The 17,064-nt window shown below is 52.4% G+C and carries 18 protein-coding genes; 1 reads left to right on the top strand and 17 read right to left on the bottom strand.

Annotated elements, in window-relative coordinates; translation table 11 throughout:
- Window positions 1-43: 43 nt before the first annotated feature.
- The 12 genes from CBW42_RS09380 to CBW42_RS09325 form a co-directional block, all read right to left on the bottom strand.
- A complete protein-coding gene (locus CBW42_RS09380; RefSeq protein ID WP_087020452.1) occupies window positions 44-1,402 on the bottom strand; it encodes an MATE family efflux transporter in 1,359 nt (452 codons plus the stop codon).
- An 86-nt stretch (window positions 1,403-1,488) separates the two neighbouring features.
- Window positions 1,489-1,914: a MarR family winged helix-turn-helix transcriptional regulator gene (locus CBW42_RS09375; RefSeq protein ID WP_087020449.1), complete on the bottom strand. Its 426-nt coding sequence runs from the start codon at window positions 1,912-1,914 to the stop codon at window positions 1,489-1,491.
- Window positions 1,915-2,517: 603 nt separating this feature from the next.
- Window positions 2,518-3,573: a LacI family DNA-binding transcriptional regulator gene (locus CBW42_RS09370; protein ID WP_087020446.1), complete on the bottom strand. Its 1,056-nt coding sequence runs from the start codon at window positions 3,571-3,573 to the stop codon at window positions 2,518-2,520.
- Between the two features lie 257 nt (window positions 3,574-3,830).
- Window positions 3,831-4,709, bottom strand: coding sequence for a 4Fe-4S binding protein (locus CBW42_RS09365; RefSeq protein ID WP_087020443.1), 879 nt, complete (start codon window positions 4,707-4,709; stop codon window positions 3,831-3,833).
- Window positions 4,706-5,155, bottom strand: coding sequence for an FMN-binding protein (locus CBW42_RS09360; RefSeq protein ID WP_087020441.1), 450 nt, complete (start codon window positions 5,153-5,155; stop codon window positions 4,706-4,708). Before CBW42_RS09360 ends, CBW42_RS09365 begins: the two co-directional genes overlap by 4 nt.
- Window positions 5,152-6,537 (bottom strand): FMN-binding protein, encoded by a 1,386-nt coding sequence (locus CBW42_RS09355; protein ID WP_087020438.1) that lies wholly within the window; start codon window positions 6,535-6,537, stop codon window positions 5,152-5,154. The genes CBW42_RS09360 and CBW42_RS09355 overlap by 4 nt, the downstream gene beginning before the upstream one ends.
- A gap of 15 nt (window positions 6,538-6,552) precedes the next feature.
- Window positions 6,553-7,611: an FAD:protein FMN transferase gene (locus tag CBW42_RS09350; protein WP_087020436.1), complete on the bottom strand. Its 1,059-nt coding sequence runs from the start codon at window positions 7,609-7,611 to the stop codon at window positions 6,553-6,555.
- Window positions 7,608-8,114 carry a Gx transporter family protein gene (locus CBW42_RS09345; RefSeq protein WP_087020433.1) on the bottom strand — a complete coding sequence of 169 codons (507 nt, stop codon included), beginning with the start codon at window positions 8,112-8,114 and terminating at the stop codon, window positions 7,608-7,610. The genes CBW42_RS09350 and CBW42_RS09345 overlap by 4 nt, the downstream gene beginning before the upstream one ends.
- 24 nt (window positions 8,115-8,138) lie before the next feature.
- On the bottom strand, window positions 8,139-8,516 hold the full coding sequence (locus CBW42_RS09340; protein ID WP_165761119.1) for a NusG domain II-containing protein: 378 nt from the start codon (window positions 8,514-8,516) through the stop codon (window positions 8,139-8,141).
- Window positions 8,517-8,594: 78 nt separating this feature from the next.
- Entirely contained in the window at window positions 8,595-10,823 is a 2,229-nt protein-coding gene (locus CBW42_RS09335) for an S-layer homology domain-containing protein (RefSeq protein ID WP_087020428.1), read from the bottom strand.
- Window positions 10,824-10,958: 135 nt separating this feature from the next.
- Window positions 10,959-11,327 carry a metal-dependent transcriptional regulator gene (locus tag CBW42_RS09330; RefSeq protein ID WP_087020425.1) on the bottom strand — a complete coding sequence of 123 codons (369 nt, stop codon included), beginning with the start codon at window positions 11,325-11,327 and terminating at the stop codon, window positions 10,959-10,961.
- 225 nt (window positions 11,328-11,552) lie between these two features.
- Window positions 11,553-12,509 (bottom strand): tRNA dihydrouridine synthase, encoded by a 957-nt coding sequence (locus tag CBW42_RS09325; RefSeq protein ID WP_087020422.1) that lies wholly within the window; start codon window positions 12,507-12,509, stop codon window positions 11,553-11,555.
- 194 nt (window positions 12,510-12,703) lie between these two features.
- Here CBW42_RS09325 and CBW42_RS09320 point away from each other — a divergent pair, with 194 nt between their 5' ends.
- A complete protein-coding gene (locus tag CBW42_RS09320; protein WP_087020419.1) occupies window positions 12,704-13,846 on the top strand; it encodes an MFS transporter in 1,143 nt (380 codons plus the stop codon).
- Window positions 13,847-13,906: 60 nt separating this feature from the next.
- Here the strand turns inward: CBW42_RS09320 and CBW42_RS09315 are convergent, their stop codons facing one another.
- Genes CBW42_RS09315 through CBW42_RS09295 form a run of 5 tightly spaced genes read right to left on the bottom strand, consistent with a single transcriptional unit; the run spans window position 13,907 to window position 17,046 of the window.
- Window positions 13,907-14,695 (bottom strand): urease accessory protein UreD, encoded by a 789-nt coding sequence (locus tag CBW42_RS09315; RefSeq protein ID WP_087020416.1) that lies wholly within the window; start codon window positions 14,693-14,695, stop codon window positions 13,907-13,909.
- Window positions 14,696-15,304, bottom strand: coding sequence for an urease accessory protein UreG (gene ureG / locus CBW42_RS09310; protein WP_087020413.1), 609 nt, complete (start codon window positions 15,302-15,304; stop codon window positions 14,696-14,698). It abuts the gene before it with no gap.
- A gap of 24 nt (window positions 15,305-15,328) precedes the next feature.
- Window positions 15,329-16,018 (bottom strand): urease accessory protein UreF, encoded by a 690-nt coding sequence (locus tag CBW42_RS09305; RefSeq protein ID WP_087020410.1) that lies wholly within the window; start codon window positions 16,016-16,018, stop codon window positions 15,329-15,331.
- 11 nt (window positions 16,019-16,029) lie between these two features.
- Entirely contained in the window at window positions 16,030-16,509 is a 480-nt protein-coding gene (locus CBW42_RS09300; RefSeq protein ID WP_087020407.1) for an urease accessory protein UreE, read from the bottom strand.
- A 27-nt stretch (window positions 16,510-16,536) separates the two neighbouring features.
- On the bottom strand, window positions 16,537-17,046 hold the full coding sequence (locus CBW42_RS09295; protein WP_087020405.1) for an AmiS/UreI family transporter: 510 nt from the start codon (window positions 17,044-17,046) through the stop codon (window positions 16,537-16,539).
- Window positions 17,047-17,064 lie beyond the last annotated feature (18 nt).

Raw genomic sequence — 17,064 nt, 5'->3', positions numbered from 1 at the left:
ACCAGATTCGGCAGCCAGTCGAAAATCTGCGAAAATCAGGAAATCAATTTAGAACAGTGTTTGTATTCATCATTTTTTGTGAAATACGGATATATAGAATAACCGCAAATACGATAGAAATCAAATCTGCAACAGGCTGCGCCCAGACAAGACCAGTCAGACCCATCATTTCTTTCAAAAGAAACAGCGCTGGGATGAAGATGATACCCTGACGGCTCAAGTTGATAATCAGAGATTCTGTAGCGGCACCCATGGCCTGAAGTGCGTTAATTATTACATAAAAGACACCAAACAAAAAGCTGGTGGTCAGCAGGATGCGTGCGAACTGTACTGCGTAATCAAACGCCATGGCGTCCGTCAGGAATGCACTGACAATCTGATTGGTAAACAGATAGCATACCGCAGTCAAAACAAGGCTCAAACACAACGCAAAGGTCAGAGAGAAGCGAAGCACCTTCTTGAATCGACCCCAGAGCTTTGCACCGACGCAGTATCCCAGCAGCGGCTGGACGCCCTGGCCGAGCCCCATGGATACCATACCAGTAATAGTCACGACCTTCATGGCAACGCCCATAGCGGCGATGGTCATATCTCCGTATTCGGCCATCTGGCTGTTGATAATGATCTGTGAAACACTCATAAGCAGAGATCCCAGAGCGGCAGGGACACCGATGGCCAGGACACTGCTGCACACCTTACCCTTCAGTGTGAAATCCTTGATATTGACACTGAGAGAGGACTTCCCACGCAGGAAATAGAGAATATAATAGCCTGCACCTACCACATTACCAATAACGGTAGCAATGGCAGCACCTACAATATTCCAACCAAAGCCTAAGATCATGATTGGATCGAGAATGACATTCAGAAGATTTCCCAGAAGTTGTCCCATCATAGCCTTTCCGGATTCTCCCTCCGCACGGATTACATTGGAATAGCAATTGGAGATCAGGACGAATGGCCCACAACAGGTAACGATGGTCAGATAGCTTTTTGCCAGTTCCCATGTATCCGCACTTGCGCCGACCAGGGCAAGAATCTGGTCCATAAAAATCAGCATCAGCGTGGACAACACAATACCGATATCGACACAACTCCACATACAGAAGGCGCACACCTTCCGTGCATATTCAAAACGTCCCTCTCCTATCGCTCTGGAGATCACAGAAGTACCACCAATACCTAAGATGGAACCGATGGACATAAAAATCAGAAACACCGGCGTTGCTAAAGAAACAGCAGCCACCTGTAAGGCATCATGTGTCTGCCCGATAAAAAAGGTATCGGCCAGATTATAGATCAAAACCATCAGCATAGCAGCCATCGCGGGGACTGCATTCTTGAACACCGCCTTTGGCACTGGCATAGAACTAAAAACTTCCATTGATTTTTGATTTTCCATTGAAGTTGCTCCTTAAACACAAGCATGCTGTCAATCGCATGCTATTGATATAGTTTTGGAAAAGTCCGACTGAAATCGGACCGTTTTTATGAGAGTGTATTGCGGACTTTCTGGAGCAGACTGATAAAAACAATCCGTTCTGTATCCGTCAGCCCAGAGAGAAGCGTGGCTTCCTCCTGCTCCATATTCTTTTCAGCTGTCATGCAGCACTGAATTCCCAGTTTCGTGATGCGTACCATTTTGATTCTGCGGTCTGCGGCATCTCCGAAACCTTCAACAAATCCCTTCTGCTCCAGTCGAGTGATAATGCCCGCTGCTGTGGATTGGGCAACATGGAGCTTTCGTTCCAATTCTTTCAGCGTCATCTGCCGTTCAGACGCTTGGTTTAGCATCATGAGTGCGCAGAGCTGAGCCATTGTTAAGTCCTGCGCCCGCAGTTTATTGTTGGCTCTCTTTTCCAGTTCGTCATTGATCTGTTTGAGCAGCATCCCACAGGAATTTTGATCGGTCATATCAGCACCTCCTCAATGGATTCCATTATATTGCACATACGCACAAAAGTCAATAGCATGCTTTTGATTTTTGCTAAATAATCCAATGAAACATCCATCGATATCACAGGCAACCGAAAAATAGTGCCGGCAAAAAAACGGCTGTGACAGCCTTTTGGATATACTCCTGCTATTTGTAGAAAAAGCCTGCTTTGGTATCACGCCAAAGCAGGTTTTTGAAGTATATGGGAGAAAAAACACAAATGCAAAAAACAAAACGAAGAAATCATCTACAAATTCATAAATTCGATTGAAGTCTACTGCTGCATCTATTTTTTCTCAGCAGATCATCCCGCGGAACTAACATATCTAAACTGACGCTCTCTACTACTCTGTTCTCCTGCCCATTTACCAGCACATCCCCCTCTTTATTATATCGAAAAAGTACCGCATAAGCGGTGCTTTTTCGATAAGCCGAGCAAAACTGCTGGAAATATTACAATAACAGGGGGTAAAAAAGCGGATATAGAACAAACCTATGATAATGATATGTACCTCCAATACTGGGTGTCCAGTATTGGAGGTACATATCAAATGGGAAAACCGAACGGGGTAACGCTTCTGCTATTCTTTCTCTATATATGGTGCCGTGCTGCTGCGTCTGACCAGCGCGGGCGGGATCACGATCTTCTGCGGATAGCGCCGTTCCGGTCGGTGTGCAGGCGTAGAGGCGCGCTGCATGACCAGATGCACGGCAGTCGCCGCCATAAAGTCCAAATGCGGGCTGACGCTGGTCAACGGCGGCTCGACCACGGATGACATCACGGTATCATTAAAGCTGACGATGCTCATATCCGTCGGCACCTGTACCTGCAACTTGCGCAGCGCATGAATCGCGCCGATGGCGCATTCCTCATTTACTGTGACGATCGCTGTCGGTGCAGAATCCCGCTCCATTGCGCGCAGACGCATGCTGAATTCATTTTCCACAATCATCTGGTCACGCATCGGCGCTTCAATTACCAAATCGGGGCGAAACAGTCCACGTTCCCGCATATAATGCTCATAATACCGCCGCCGTGGCTCGCGCACAATGCGTTTGGTCTCATCACCGAGCCGTTTGGGACCGATAAATCCAATGCGGCTGTGCCCCAGTTCACGCAGATAATCCAGCGCCTGTTTCATGCCCAATTCAAAATTCAGCACAACTGAATCGTGTCGGAGTTCGTCCGGAGAAGAATCCAAAAAAGTAATGTTATTGCTGAGCATCTGCATGGAGGCAATCTGTACATCGGAAAAATATCCGATGGCAATGATGCCATCGATGCCGGAGGCAGACAACGCATGATATCCATCTGAATCGGCACGCAGCATGACCGTCTGCATTTTCTGCTCATAGCAGGTCTGCTCGACAAAATTCTTCAGATACATAAAATAAGGGTCTGCCATCTGTTCCGCCGGGGAAAGCATTTCTGCAATACCAATTGTCATGGTATCCGTAACAATGCGCTGTGTCCGCCGCCCGGAACCGCCTGCATACCCCAGCTTTTTCGCTGTATCGAAAATAATCCGACGTGTCTCCTCACTGACCGTCATAGAAGGATCATTGTTGAGGACGCGTGAAATTGTAGCGAGGGAAAAGCCTGTATGCTCAGCGAGCGTTTTGAGTGTGACTGCCATAATAAGAAAGCCTCCGATTCACCTGCTGTTCTGCCGGTTTTCCCGGTACATACTGCCCGTTTGCCGCAGCTGTTTTTCCTTATTTTAGTGCAAATGCAGAGGAAAGTAAAGCGGATTCTTCTATCCAGTCCGGCACAAGCCGGCCAAGCCCACAGAATCGCCGGAAGGTGCCCACACACGCAGGAAAAGAGCCGACCTGCTATTCTTCCGCAGTTCCACTCTTTCCTGTTCTGATGGACAGATAAAAGGAGGATTATTTATAACACGCGCACCAGTCCAAACACTGCACATACGGCAAACAGAATCCCGGCGCGAAGCAGCACTGCGAGCGGCGCATTGCCATCGCTGATGTGCCCTGCATACGAGATGTTGCGCTTTGGACAGATGTCGCTGCATTTGCCGCAGGAAATACATTCACCCATGCGCACATTGTCCGCATCCGTTTCAACACAGACCGGGCAGCTTTTCGCGCATGCAGAGCAGCGCATCAGGCAGCTTTCCCGGTTGCGTGTATATCGCCCGACGACGGGCAACAGCGCAAATACCGCGCCCATCGGGCACAAGAACTGGCAGAAAAACCGTTCCTTTACCGCCATGCCGACCACAATCAGCGCCAGCAGGATACTGCCCAGCGCATACGCCGACCCACACCATTTAAGTGCTGTCAGCATGGAAAAGACATCCCATGGACTCCAGCCGGACAGGCCTGCATAGACGCCCGCCGCGCACAAAATCACAATGGCTGCCAGCACCAGATACTTGATTTTCTGCATCCGGTGCACGGCCAATTCGGGAGGCTGTGGCAGGCGGTGTCCGATCTTGCGCTGGATCAGCTGGGACAGCGCGTAAACCGCATCGCCAAATGAGCCGAATGCGCACGCGTAGCCGCAGAAAAACCGTCCAAACAAGATCGTATATACGCATATCACCAGCAATGCGGCAGCAAAAGAACTGAATGCAAGCGGCTCACCCGCGCCAATTGCTGTGGCAATTTCCTTGATGCCGGAAAACGCTGCGGTATAGACTGATGGTGCGAGCAGGAAAAAGATCAGCTGAATGCCTGCCCGCAGGCGGCGGCGCTGTGCCACGCGCTTCTTCGGAGACACGGGCTTTTGTTCTGTTTTCGATGAAATCATTTTTTCGCCCCTTCCAACGCCTGCTGTACAGCAGTCTTGATGCCGGTCGAGCTGAAGGTCGTACCACTGATGGTATCCACCTCCGCACTCTGTGCTGCGAGCATGCGGTCAATGATCTGCTTTGCCCGATCCAGATAGGCAGCATCTTCGCCATTTGCGGCTGTGACGGCAATATCCGCCAACTTTCCTTCGGATACAGTGACCTCAACGGAAACTGTCCCGCCGAAGCCTTCACCGCTTCCGGCATAGGTACCGTCCTGATAGTCCGCTGCTGTATCAAAAACTGCCTGCTGCGCGGCAGCATTGTGTTCCTGTGCCCGCTGCATGGCGAGCTGATTGGCCTCCTCCGCGCGCTGCCATTGCAGCGCATTTGCCTGATAAATCCCCAGCGCACCCACTGCGACAATCAGACTTGCCGCGCGCATCCAAAATTCGCGATGCTTCACTGTTCCTCCTCCGTGACTGTCGTGCCGAGCGCCAGGTCAAGCATTTTGCCCGCTTCCACGATGGATTTGGACGAACAGGTTGCCCGACTGACCACATCCAGCCCGCCAAAGCTCTGTTTTTCGATTGCCTGTGCCTTGATACCCGCTGCACTGCCTCTGCCGTCCAATGCCCAGGTGATATACCGCCAATTTTCAGAAGCGGCATCCGGCCGGGTAACAGCGATATTGGAAAGCGCACGTGTTACCGTTTTTTTCGTTACGGTCTTCGTGTTCCCGTCCGCATCTGTTGCCGTTTGGGTCTCGGTTTTGGTCGTCTGGCGCACCGTAACGGCAACCGTCATATCATACGCGTCAAAATCGCCGAATTCATCCGGCACGCAGGATACCTCTGCCGAATAGACCATGTCCTCTGTCTCTGTATTCTCATCCGGCTCCTGAGGCGTCGTCGGTTCCTCCGGCTGTTCCGGTGTATCGGGCTGCTCCGGCTCTTCGGGTTGTCCGGAAGCCTGTGTGAGTGCGCGCCGCACCGCATTCAGGATGCCATTGGACGAATAGGTTGCGCCGGACACTGTATCAACATTTGGTGTCTGTTTTGCAATGACCTGTGCAATGACTGCCTTTGCCCTTTCAAAATATGACGGTGTTTCATCCTTTGCAGAAACCACATCAATGGCTTTGATCTGCCCGCCCGAAATGGTTACCTTCACGGTAATATTGCCGCCAAAGCCCTCAGCAGTGCCGGTATAAGCCCCATCCTTATATGTGCCGTCTGTAAAATCATCTGGCTTGGCCGGTTCAGTCGGTGTAGTCGGGTTTGCCGGAACAGACGATGTTTCATCCTCCCCGCCGGAGGTGCCGCCTGCCGCCTGCGTGAGCGCACGCTTGACCGCATTGATGATTCCGTTGGAGGAATAGGTCGCACCGGATACCGTGTCTACGTTGGGGCTCTGTTTGGACAGAATTTGAGAGATGACGCCCTTGGCACGTGCGAAATAGGACGGCGTTTCCGCCGGTGCAGAAACGACATCAATCGATGCAATTTTCCCGCCCGAAATGGTTACCTTCACGGTAATATTGCCGCCAAAGCCCCGTGCCGTACCAGTATACGTGCCATCTTTATAGGTACCGTCTGTAAACGGGTCGGAAGAAGTTCCTCCCTGGCTTGCCGCATTGAGCGCCGCAAGTGTACCCGCGGCGGAACCCGAAGATGTGCTTTCCCCGTTTTCCAGCTCAACTGCCTCCGCCAGTGGAATCAGCCCCGGAACATTTTCCAGCTCCGGTCCGCCATATGCAATGCCCCATGCGGCAAGACCTGCAACCGCCACGCCCGGAATCAGTCGTTTTGCCAGTCTGTCAACTGTATCATTGTGAAAAATACGCATGCTCTGCCTCCCGCATTACTTTCGTGAAATTATTTCAAAGGACTGATCGCTGGAAAAGGCATCCGCGATACCCTCCGTCACAGAAATCGAACCGTCATCTGCAATCAGCACTGCGTCAAATTCATCCGCATGCTGCCGCCAGTATTCTGCTGCTTTATCTGCGCCCATGACAAACAACGCCGTTGAAAGGCCATCTGCAAGTGTGCCGTCGGCACTCACAATGGTAACGGAAGACAGTCCGCTGTCCGCAGGCTTGCCCGTGGACGGATCTATAATATGATGATACGTTGTTCCGTTCTGCTCAAAATACCGCTCATAGCCACCGGAGGTGATAACTGCACAGTCAGTCACCTCGAGCACACCGACAATATTCTCCGAATTTTCGGGGTCCTGAACACCAACGCGCCATTTATCGCCGTCCGGTTTTGTGCCGTGCACGTGCATATTTCCGCCGAGCGAAACCAGACCGCTCTGAACGCCGTATTCATCAAACAACTCCATAATGCGGCCGGAGGTATAGCCCTTTGCAATGCCGCCGAGATCAACTGCCTGTCCATCTCCCAGCGTGAGTGTGTTGCTGTCATCATCCCAGTCCAGCTGATCGCTTCCGGTGTGCTCCAACAGCGCCGCAATCGTACTGTCCGACGGAACCTGATAGGCTTCGTCCGTGAAGCCCCACGCCTGCATGAGCGGATAGACTGTGATATCAAATGCGCCGCCTGTTCCGCGATTGATTTCCAGCGCGCGGGACACCAGTTCTGCGGAATCCTCTGACAGCTGTGCTGTTCCTGCGGCATTGAGTCTCGAGATTTCACTGTCCGCCGAGCCGGTAGACAACAGTGCATCCAGCCGATCAATTTCCTGTTCGGCGGCATCCACTGCCTCCTGTCCATTTTCACCGTAGGCTGTGATGATCATATAGGTATCCATTGCAAAGATTTCCCTGCTCACAGGTTCTTCTGTATTTGTCTGCACGCTGCTCCCTGCGGCTTCTGCTGTATTTTCTGCTCCCGTGCCGCAGCCCGTGAGCAGCAGACAGACGGTAAGCGCGCCTGCAATCCAATCTTTTCTCATGCCATGCTCCCTTCTGTTTTCGGAAGGCGGTCAATCAGCCAGCCACCCAGCAGTCCGATAACCGCACCTGCCGCAATGCCGGACACCCACAATGCCAGCAGATACCATGCAACCGCGGTTGTCTGCATGACAAGCATGGCGATCACAATCTGTCCGACGTTGTGTGCCACGCCGCCCGCTATGCTGACTGTCAGCGGCTGAAATTTTCCGGTCTGCTTCAGCGCAATCATAACCGCCCCGGACATCAGGCCGCCGACCAGTGAATACCACAGGCTGACCGCCGTGCCGAACAGCATCGACGTCAGGATAATGCGCACAAAATTGATGGTGATTGCCGGCCGCGCACCCATACGGTACAGCGCTGCCAGCACCACGAGATTGGTCAATCCCAGCTTCATGCCGGGCACGGCAAAAAATGCCGGAATCAGCGTTTCCAAATAGCTGAGCACCATGGCGAGTGCCGCCAGCATGCCATATTCAGCCAAACATTTGGTCTTTCTCATCGATTGCTCCCTTTCACAGTGTATTCAAGACGCCACAACATCCGGCGCCGCGCTTCCTTCTGCTTTTCCTTCGATGGCAACAACCACCTCATTGGGCAGACAGATAATACTTTCTCCCACATGCCGGATATGACCCTGATGCACGCACAGCTGATCCGGACAGCTCGCGTCCTCCAGCCAGACCTCTCTGTCCTGTATCACAAGTGCATTGACTCCGCTGCCTGCGCCCTCAATACAATATACCGTGTTTCGGTTCTGTGAAAACTCTGCAACCTTCTCTCCGGAGACACGTACGACAACCGTATCTCCGTCCGTTCGTCCCAGCGCGAGAGCGGAACCGAACAGCAGGCTTCCTGCCAAAAGGCCACAGATCAAAATGATATCCTGTTTTTTCAGCTCCACGTAAAATCCTCCCGCCAGACAGCGTGCCCCGGCCGGAAGACCCGGCCGAGGCATGCCGTTTGTATTACCTGTTGTTCGTTATTCGCCCTTGACTGCATTCTGCACTGCCTTCACAATCGCATTGGAGGAGCAGGTTGCAGTGGAAACGGCGTCGCACTCCACAGAAGAGAGCTCCGAGACACTTTTGCCGGTCAGCTGTGCGGCGATACCTGCCTTCGAGCCTCTGCCGTTCATTGCCTTGTTGAAATAGGTCAGATTTTCGTCATCAATTTTGCAGCCGGTGTTCAGCGCAATCGACTTCACAACATCGTTCTCCACAACGACGTCAATGGTAATATCATAGGCGTCAAAATCGTGGAATTCATCCGGCTCAGTGGTCGCAGTTCCGGTCAGCGTCTGCTCACCGCCCGGAACAGACAACGTAAAGCTCAGATTTTTGGTATAGCCCGTCGCCGTGACTTCGACGGAATAGGTCTTGCCTGCTTCAAAAATCGCCGTCTCACCTGACTTTGCTTCCAAGTTGATTGTACCGTCATCATTGATGATTTTGACGGAACGCTTTCCACTCGCATTATAGGAGGTTTCACCGACTGTGACGCTTGCGATATTGGCCAGATAATTGGAGAAATCATCCTCCGCAGCATCCTCGGCACGAATCAGTTGGATATTCTGCGCGTCATAAGCCGCTACAACCGCATCACTTGTCAGCACAAAGGACGTAGATACCGGTGCATAGACGCCGCTCTGGTCGGAAACCGTCAATGTATATTGACCGACAGTCGGAGTCCCCGTCCAGGAAACACTCTGACCATCGCAGGCAAAGCCTTCAACCGTTTCTCCCTTTGCATTGGTGACCACATACTGCTTGTCATAGTCCTCCGGGAAGTCTTCCATTGAGACAGCAGTGCGGCCACTATCTGCCGGTGCATTTTCAACGGCAAGCGTGCTGACAAACTTCTTTGCCACATAAGCATTGCAGTCAATGGTATACACACCCGCATCGGTATAATATGTCACCGACTGGATCGTGCTGCCCATCAGGCCGACATAGTGCTCCGAATTGAGCGTATTGCCGTGCGGCTCCGTGGTCTTGATGCCGGACGACCATGCGATTTCCGTTTTTCTCCAGATGTTCTCCTGATGGCGCATACCATAGGCGGTTGTCACGCCGTCCTTCTCCGCAGACAGGACGACACCATACACCTTGGCATTGTCAAATGCATCGGTGTCAATTTCTAACTGGTAATCGCCCCACGCGCTGTTGGTCGAAATCGAAACGCCAGCTTCCAACTTCTGCGCCTCGCACTCCGCCTTTCCAAATGTCAGCTTGTCTCCATCGACGGTCAGCGTCTTGTAAACAGCGGGCGCACTGTCGAGCATGGTGTAATAATAATCCGACTGTGCGCTCTGCGCCTGCGGCAGCTTCGCCAGATCACCTCTGCAAACCGCAACCGGATAGGTCACACCCTTGATATTGACACGCGACTCCCCGGCAACCCAGGTATCTGCATTGTAGTCGTTATAGGTACCTTCGTTCAGTTCACCCTCGCCATTCTTGATCGACTTGGCATTGGTTGCGGACGAAACGGCATCGACCGCATCCGTATTGTTGATTTCCGCCGCATAGAAATCCGCATACGGGATATTCATGCTGACATAGACCAATTCATCCGGATCTCCCATCAGGCACTTGTTCAGCATGACAATGGCCTCTGCGCGCGTCATGCTGTTGCCCGTCTGAATGGTCACACTGCCGTCGGCAGCCTGATAGCCCGCAATCAGACCTTCGCGCACGAGTGCACCGACATACGATACCGCCCACTCCGGAACGTCTGCCGCATCCGCAAAGCCCTTCAAATCCGCACGTGTTCCGTTGCATTCCAGACCAAGCATATTGGCAACCATCGTAAAGCCCTCTGCACGTGTCAGATTTTTATTCGGCTCCATCGTAGTTGCAGTGGTACCCTTCATATATCCAGCCTTCAGCGCCGCACTCAGATCCGCATAAAACCAATCTTTTTCCGAAACATCTGTATATCGTGCGATATTCGCGCTGCCTTCGGTGTACTGCTTGACTTCATTCGCAATCGCAGAGAACTCTGCGCGGGTAATGGTGTTGTCCGGCTTGTAAATGCCGTCACCGTAGCCTGCCAGATAACCCTTGTTAATAAATGCCTGAAGCGTAGCTTCTGCCCAATGTCCGGTGATATCCGAATTCGCCGCCAACGCTGCACCGCTGCCGAGCAACATGCCGCCTGCGGTCACAATGCTGCACGCACGTACTGCAAATCTGTTATTCTTTTTCACGTTACTTTCCTTTCTGTCCGCGTGTGGTGTTGTTAGTATGAGCTAACTTTCTTTGAAAAAAGCAGTTGCGTGGAGCAAACTCTCCACGCAACTTTTCTTCTTATTTCTGACAGGTAAATTATAGCGCGTCTCTTGTTAGTTGTCAACAACTTTTTTCATCTTTCGGATACACGCCTCTGGCAGCTCTGTCAACAGAACACAGGCGGCCTGCTGTGCTTCCTGCGCGCTCAGAGGAAGTCCTGCACGGATCAGGCACGCTGCGAGGTTGTCCACACACTGCTCATACAGGCCCGCCGTCTGCCTGCCATATTCCGTTAGATGGACCTTGCCATACGGCTGCTGAATCACCAGCTCTTTGTCACGAAAAACAGCGACAATGCGCGCTGCTGACGCTTTTTTGACCTGTAGGATACTCGCAATTTCTGTCAGTCGAATATCATTCCCGGTCTTTGACAGCTCGTACATTGTCAATAAATAGCGCAGATGTGTACTTGTCAGTTCCATCTACCTGCCTCCTCCTGTCTCTCCGGCATATATGGTTGCCGAAAAAGCATATCTTATTAGCTTATGCTAACTAGTTTTCAGCATATCACACATCTAACGGGCTGTCAATCACTACCGGTAAAATTTTAAGCATTCGCTAACTTCCGTGTCTCGTCCATCTCGGCGCAAGGGTACAAAAATCTGCGCTCTGCATGCACAGAAGCGCAGACCATGTGTCCGATTCCATTATCCTGCAAAGCTGGATTCGTTCCGCAGTTCCTGCTCCGCGAACAGCTCATCGACTGCCTTGCGGTATGCCGCCAGCGTCTGCGCTTTTCGGATTTTTTTGGCGTATTTTTCGGGATGTTCAAACAGGCAGCTGAGATATACCCACAGCTCCTTCATCTTGAACAACACATTGCGCTGTCCGGATAAAACCTCCTGATATCGTTCCAGCAGCGCGTCATGGAAGCCATACAGGTGCTTTTTATCTGTCGGTGCATGTCCCTCTGCCTGCGCCGCAAGACCGGGATTGGACAGCAAACCGCGCCCAAGCATGACTGTCTCTACCGTGGGAAACCGTGCCGCAAAGCGGTAGATGTCTTCTGTCGTGAATAAATCACCGTTGTAACACACCGGCATGTTTGCGCCGTTTACAGCGCAGGCAAAGGCCTCCCAGTTGGGCTGGTTTCTATAAAAATCTGTCTGTACGCGCGGGTGGACAATCAGCTCAGAAACCGGGTACCGGTTAAACAGCTCCAGCAGTGCCGGGAATTCCTCTGGGCTGTCCTTGCCAATTCTGGTTTTAATGGAAATCCGAATGGAGCACTGCGAAAAAATTTCATCCAGAAAGCGTTCCAACCGTTCCATCTCCGCCAGAAGACCTGCACCCTTTTTCTTGGCGACAACAGTCCCGGATGGACAGCCGAGGTTCAAATTGACCTCCTCATAGCCGTATTCGCACAGCCGGTCTGCGACCGTTCCAAACGCGGCAGCATCATTGGTCAGAATCTGCGGTACCAGATGTATTCTGCTGTTATTCTGCGGCAGAATGTCATTGATTTCCCCTGACCGAAGCCCGCCGTCGCGATTCGGCCCCAAAAAAGGGGAAAAATAGGCATCGATCGCGCCAAAATGCTCCTTATAGGTGTTTCTGAATATATATCCGGTGATCCCTTCCAGCGGGGCAAAATAATATCTCATCGTCAAAATCCATCCTATATAATATGTATCCATCTGTTTTATTTGCCTTTCAGTATACGGTATCCGTACACAAAAATCAACGCCGACACCCAATGCGGTTCTTGTCGAAATTGCGGTTGACAACACCAGAATATATGCGGTATGATTTTCAGAGCAACAAAATTTGATAATTTTGACAATACAGGAGGACAACAATGGCAACACAGGCATTACGGCCGGATATCTGCGCCCGCGGCACGATGTTTTTCAGCGGCGCATGTGTCGCAAGCGGCGGCGTGCTGCTCACAATTTTACAGGATCGGTACGGATTTGATTATGAATTGGGCGGAACCCTTCTCGCAGCGCTCAGCGTCGGCAATCTGGTTTCTGCCTTTCTGACCGGCATGCTGCCCGCATATCTCGGTGACCGGCGCACGGTTCTCCTGCTCTCGGCAGGCTATATGCTCAGCTTTTGTCTGATGGCAGTTTCAGGCAATCCGCTCTGGCTGTTCGCCGCTTTCTTTCTGGCAGGCATCGGAAAGGGCAGCACACTCAACGCCAGCAACGTGCTCGCCGGAAAAGCCGTCGACCGCACGCGCTCTTTGAACCTCATTCACGCAGCATATGCCGTCGGCGCGCTGCTCTCCCCGCTGTTTATCGCCGCATTGAGTCGGATCAGCTGGAACGCGTCCATGTTTGGCTTTGCAGTCTGCGGCCTTCTGCTGTGGCTGCTATTTTCGCAGGCAGGGCTGTCCACCACCCGCCGGACATCCGGACAGGCAGACAGCGACTGGAGCTTTCTGCGCAGCACACGCTTCTGGATTCTGACTGCCCTGATTTTCTTCCAAAACTGCACAGAAATCAGCGTGACCGGCTGGATGGTCACCTATTTTAAGGATACCGGTATCCTGCCGCCCTTCTGGAGTCAGGGAACCATCACTGTGATCTGGCTGGCGACGCTGATCGGACGACTTGCCGTTGCATTTGTCCTGCCCATCCGCAGCCACCCGCGCGCGCTGGCGCTCATGTCAGTCTGCTGTCTTATCACCTATGTCGGGCTGATGAACGCGCACCATTCTGTGGCAGCTCTGGCCTTTCTCGCACTGTTCGGACTGTCCATCGCAGGCATCAACCCGACGGCCGTCGCCTGTGTCGGCTCTGCCATGTCGGCGCGTGCCATGGGCATTCTTTTGCCTACTGCCGGAATTGGAGCAATCGTCATGCCGTATATCACGGGTGCAGTCGGTGCACGACTGGGTATCTCTGCCGGCATGATGGCAATCACCGCCGCTGTCGCGGGCATGCTTGTCAGCTCTCTCCTGCTCGTCCGACTGGAACACGCAAAAAAAGACCAATAACGTGTCAAGAGGCTCCCGAACAGCAATTCGAGAGCCTCTTTTTATCACAGAATATTCTGGTCAAAGATTGTTTTCATACAGCTGGCGAATTTTCTCCGCAGTCTGCTGGAGCTGCTGCGCACGAGTTCCGAAAATACGAACCGCGAGATCGCCCTGTGTCAGCGCGGTCACACCGCCTTCTGCCTCTGCCTGCTCCAGAATGTCCCAGATCGGCTCCTGAAGCTGTGTGCATGGGCCGGAGAGGAACAAATTCGCCATGTGCGTATAGCCCTCATACATACCCATGCCCTCCATTGGCATTTTGTCCGGCTCGTACCGCGTGTTGTCGCGGTAAATCAGTTCCTCCCCGCGCGTAATCCATACCTTTGATGAAAATCTGCGGTAGGCAAACCGTTCGTCATAGGCAGTTCTGCCGCAGGAAATGATATCCTGCAAAAAAAAGCGAGAAGAAACATCCGCAAGATGAATATCCATCTCGCTGTCAAAAGCGGACTGTGCAAACGGAATGACCGGCTGCGGCGCATAATACAGCACGGCGTCCAGCTCCACTTCAATGTGGATGTGCCGGGATGCCGAACCGCTGTCCATTTTATGGATTTTGTCAAATGACTGCGACAGTACCTCGAGATCGGCACCTGCGCCGACATGATATGCAAATTCCTGCGTATCGCCGCGCATGATACCCGCCGACGCGCACACCGGCATAATCTGTATGCCGCCATTTGCTTTGGGAAACGGCTTCATCAGCTTATATGGTGCGGTAAAGGACACATCGTCCAGAATTGTCCTGCCATCGCGGCATACCGCTGAAACCGAAAGCCGGGAGGTTTTTCCGAATTGATTGTCCATTTAGATTCCTTCCAGCAGGACGTTCTTCTTGATCCAGTCGACGACCTCGTCCACATGCTCGCCGCTGCGGATATTGGTGAACAGGAACGGGCGATCTCCTCGCATTTTTTTGGAGTCACGCTCCATCACCTCGAGGCTCGCGCCGACATACGGTGCAAGATCAATCTTATTGATAACCAGCAGATCGGAACGCGTAATACCCGGGCCGCCCTTGCGCGGGATTTTGTCACCCTCTGCGACATCGATGACAAAAATGGTCGCATCGACCAGCTCCGGGCTGAAGGTTGCGGAGAGATTGTCACCGCCGCTCTCAATAAACAGCAGTTCAATATCCGGGAAGCGCTCCATCATATCATCGACCGCTTCCAGATTCATCGAAGCATCCTCACGGATTGCGGTGTGCGGACAGCCGCCGGTTTCGACGCCGATAATGCGCTCAATCGGCAGGACGCTGTTCTTCGCAAGGAATTCCGCGTCCTCCTTGGTATAGATATCGTTGGTAATGACACCGATGCTGTATTCTTCTGCCATGCGTCTGGACAGCGCTTCGATCAGCGCAGTTTTGCCCGAACCGACCGGCCCGGCGACACCAATTTTTACATAAGACATAATTGCTTACTCCATTTCTGTTTGTTATGACATATAGAGGCGGGAATACAGCTTTTCATGCTGAATGCCCCGCAGGTCAAAACCGGGCGCCGAGAGGCAGAGATCTTCCTCCGTCCATTCGCGGACGGAGGAGAGAATTTCCTGAAAGGAATTGTAACAGCTGCTCAGCAGTTTTTGTCCGGCGCTTTGACTGAGTGGGATGGTCTTGACACAGTTGGTGACCATAGCGGATGTCTGGGCATACAGGTAATGCGACAACGCATCATCCAGTCCGATCCCGAGTGCCGCACAGAAGACGCCGTAAATACAGCAGTGTGTCATCGGCTTCCTGCTGCGTGCGGCAAGATATTCGGAAAAAACCGCGCCGAGACCGTTGATCTCCAGCTTCTGTATCGTCTTCGCAAACCGGGAACCCATCTTGCGGGAAGCCTCCCGCTGCTCCATCGGCAAACGAGATGCTGCCAGCAGATCTTCCAGCCGCATCAGCCCGGCAAGATCTTCTGCCTGCGCGCGCTCATAGGCAAGGCGCACAGCGAGCAGATCGGTATATGCCAGATTCCAGCGCAGCTTGTGCGAGATATATTCCTCCGCTGTCGCTTCATCATGAACAATGCCCTTCTGGATATAAGTTTCCAGTCCCTGCGAATGCGAATAAGCACCAATCGGGAACAGTGCATCGTTGACCTGTAAAAGATAAAACTGTGTTTCGTTCATGTCCGCACCCATCAGTGATGGTGGTTGTTGATGGTCGATGACAGAGACTTGTCAAAATCGAACCGTACTGTTGTCTTTTCGACCGTCACACCGTGGATTTTGCCCAGCTTGTCCATCATCGGCTCATGATACGGGATGTAAAACGTAAAATCATCCTCGCCGCGGAACATCGTTGTATGCGTGTTTCCGACTTCGTAGCAGAGCTTCGCAATCTGGCGCGGATGATCCCGGCGTACCTCTGCCCGGATCGCCTCGCAGGGCGGGATGTTCACCACAACCACCGTATTGTCATCCACATAAATCACATCGTCCTGACGCAGGCCGCGCGTGAGCACGGAATCATCCATACGGATACCGACTTCATGACCCTTGTCTGTCGTCTTTCTGTGGATTTTCTTAAACGCCTCATGCCACTCGATATCGACGGTCTCCACCGTCTTGCCGACCGTATCAATATCGCGCAGCGTGCCAAAAACCTGTTCGCAAAGCATAACTCAATTCCTCATTTCGTGTTTGTTTTACCAGATCTGAAGCAGCATCATGACGCCCGGAATCCAGGCAGTGACAACGCCTTCAAAAACCTGGAGGCAGGGCGTAAACTTGCCCAGCTTCTTGCCCATGATGTCCTCGACAAAGGCAGTGCCCCAGAGGATGGCCCACAGCCACCAGATCACAGCCCAGCGCCAGTCCGGCACAATGCCGAGTGCCGCGCTGCCGGTGACGCCCTCAATGATGCCGAAAATGACGGCATTGACCGCGACAAACGTGGAAAACCACGCAAACGGGATCGGATTTGCCTTGCCGAGGAAATTGTTCACGGCGACAAACAGATAGGTGAAGCAGAACAGCAGTCCGGTGCCGGCGGCATAGTAGTTGCCCTGAACCAGATTGACAAAGTTGATGAACAGCGACAGGCCGCCGGTGAAGATATTCATCACGGCGGCGGACTTGCCGTCCACGTGATAAAGGTTGCACATACCGTTGTTAATCAGTACAATGCCAACGAATAACAGGCAAACGCCTAACATATTGGTTTCCTCCTGAAT

The sequence above is a fragment of the Butyricicoccus porcorum genome (assembly GCF_002157465.1).
Classification (GTDB): domain Bacteria; phylum Bacillota; class Clostridia; order Oscillospirales; family Butyricicoccaceae; genus Butyricicoccus_A; species Butyricicoccus_A porcorum.
The sequence above is the reverse complement of the archived record's forward strand: the minus strand, read 5'-3'. Positions and strand labels throughout refer to the sequence as shown.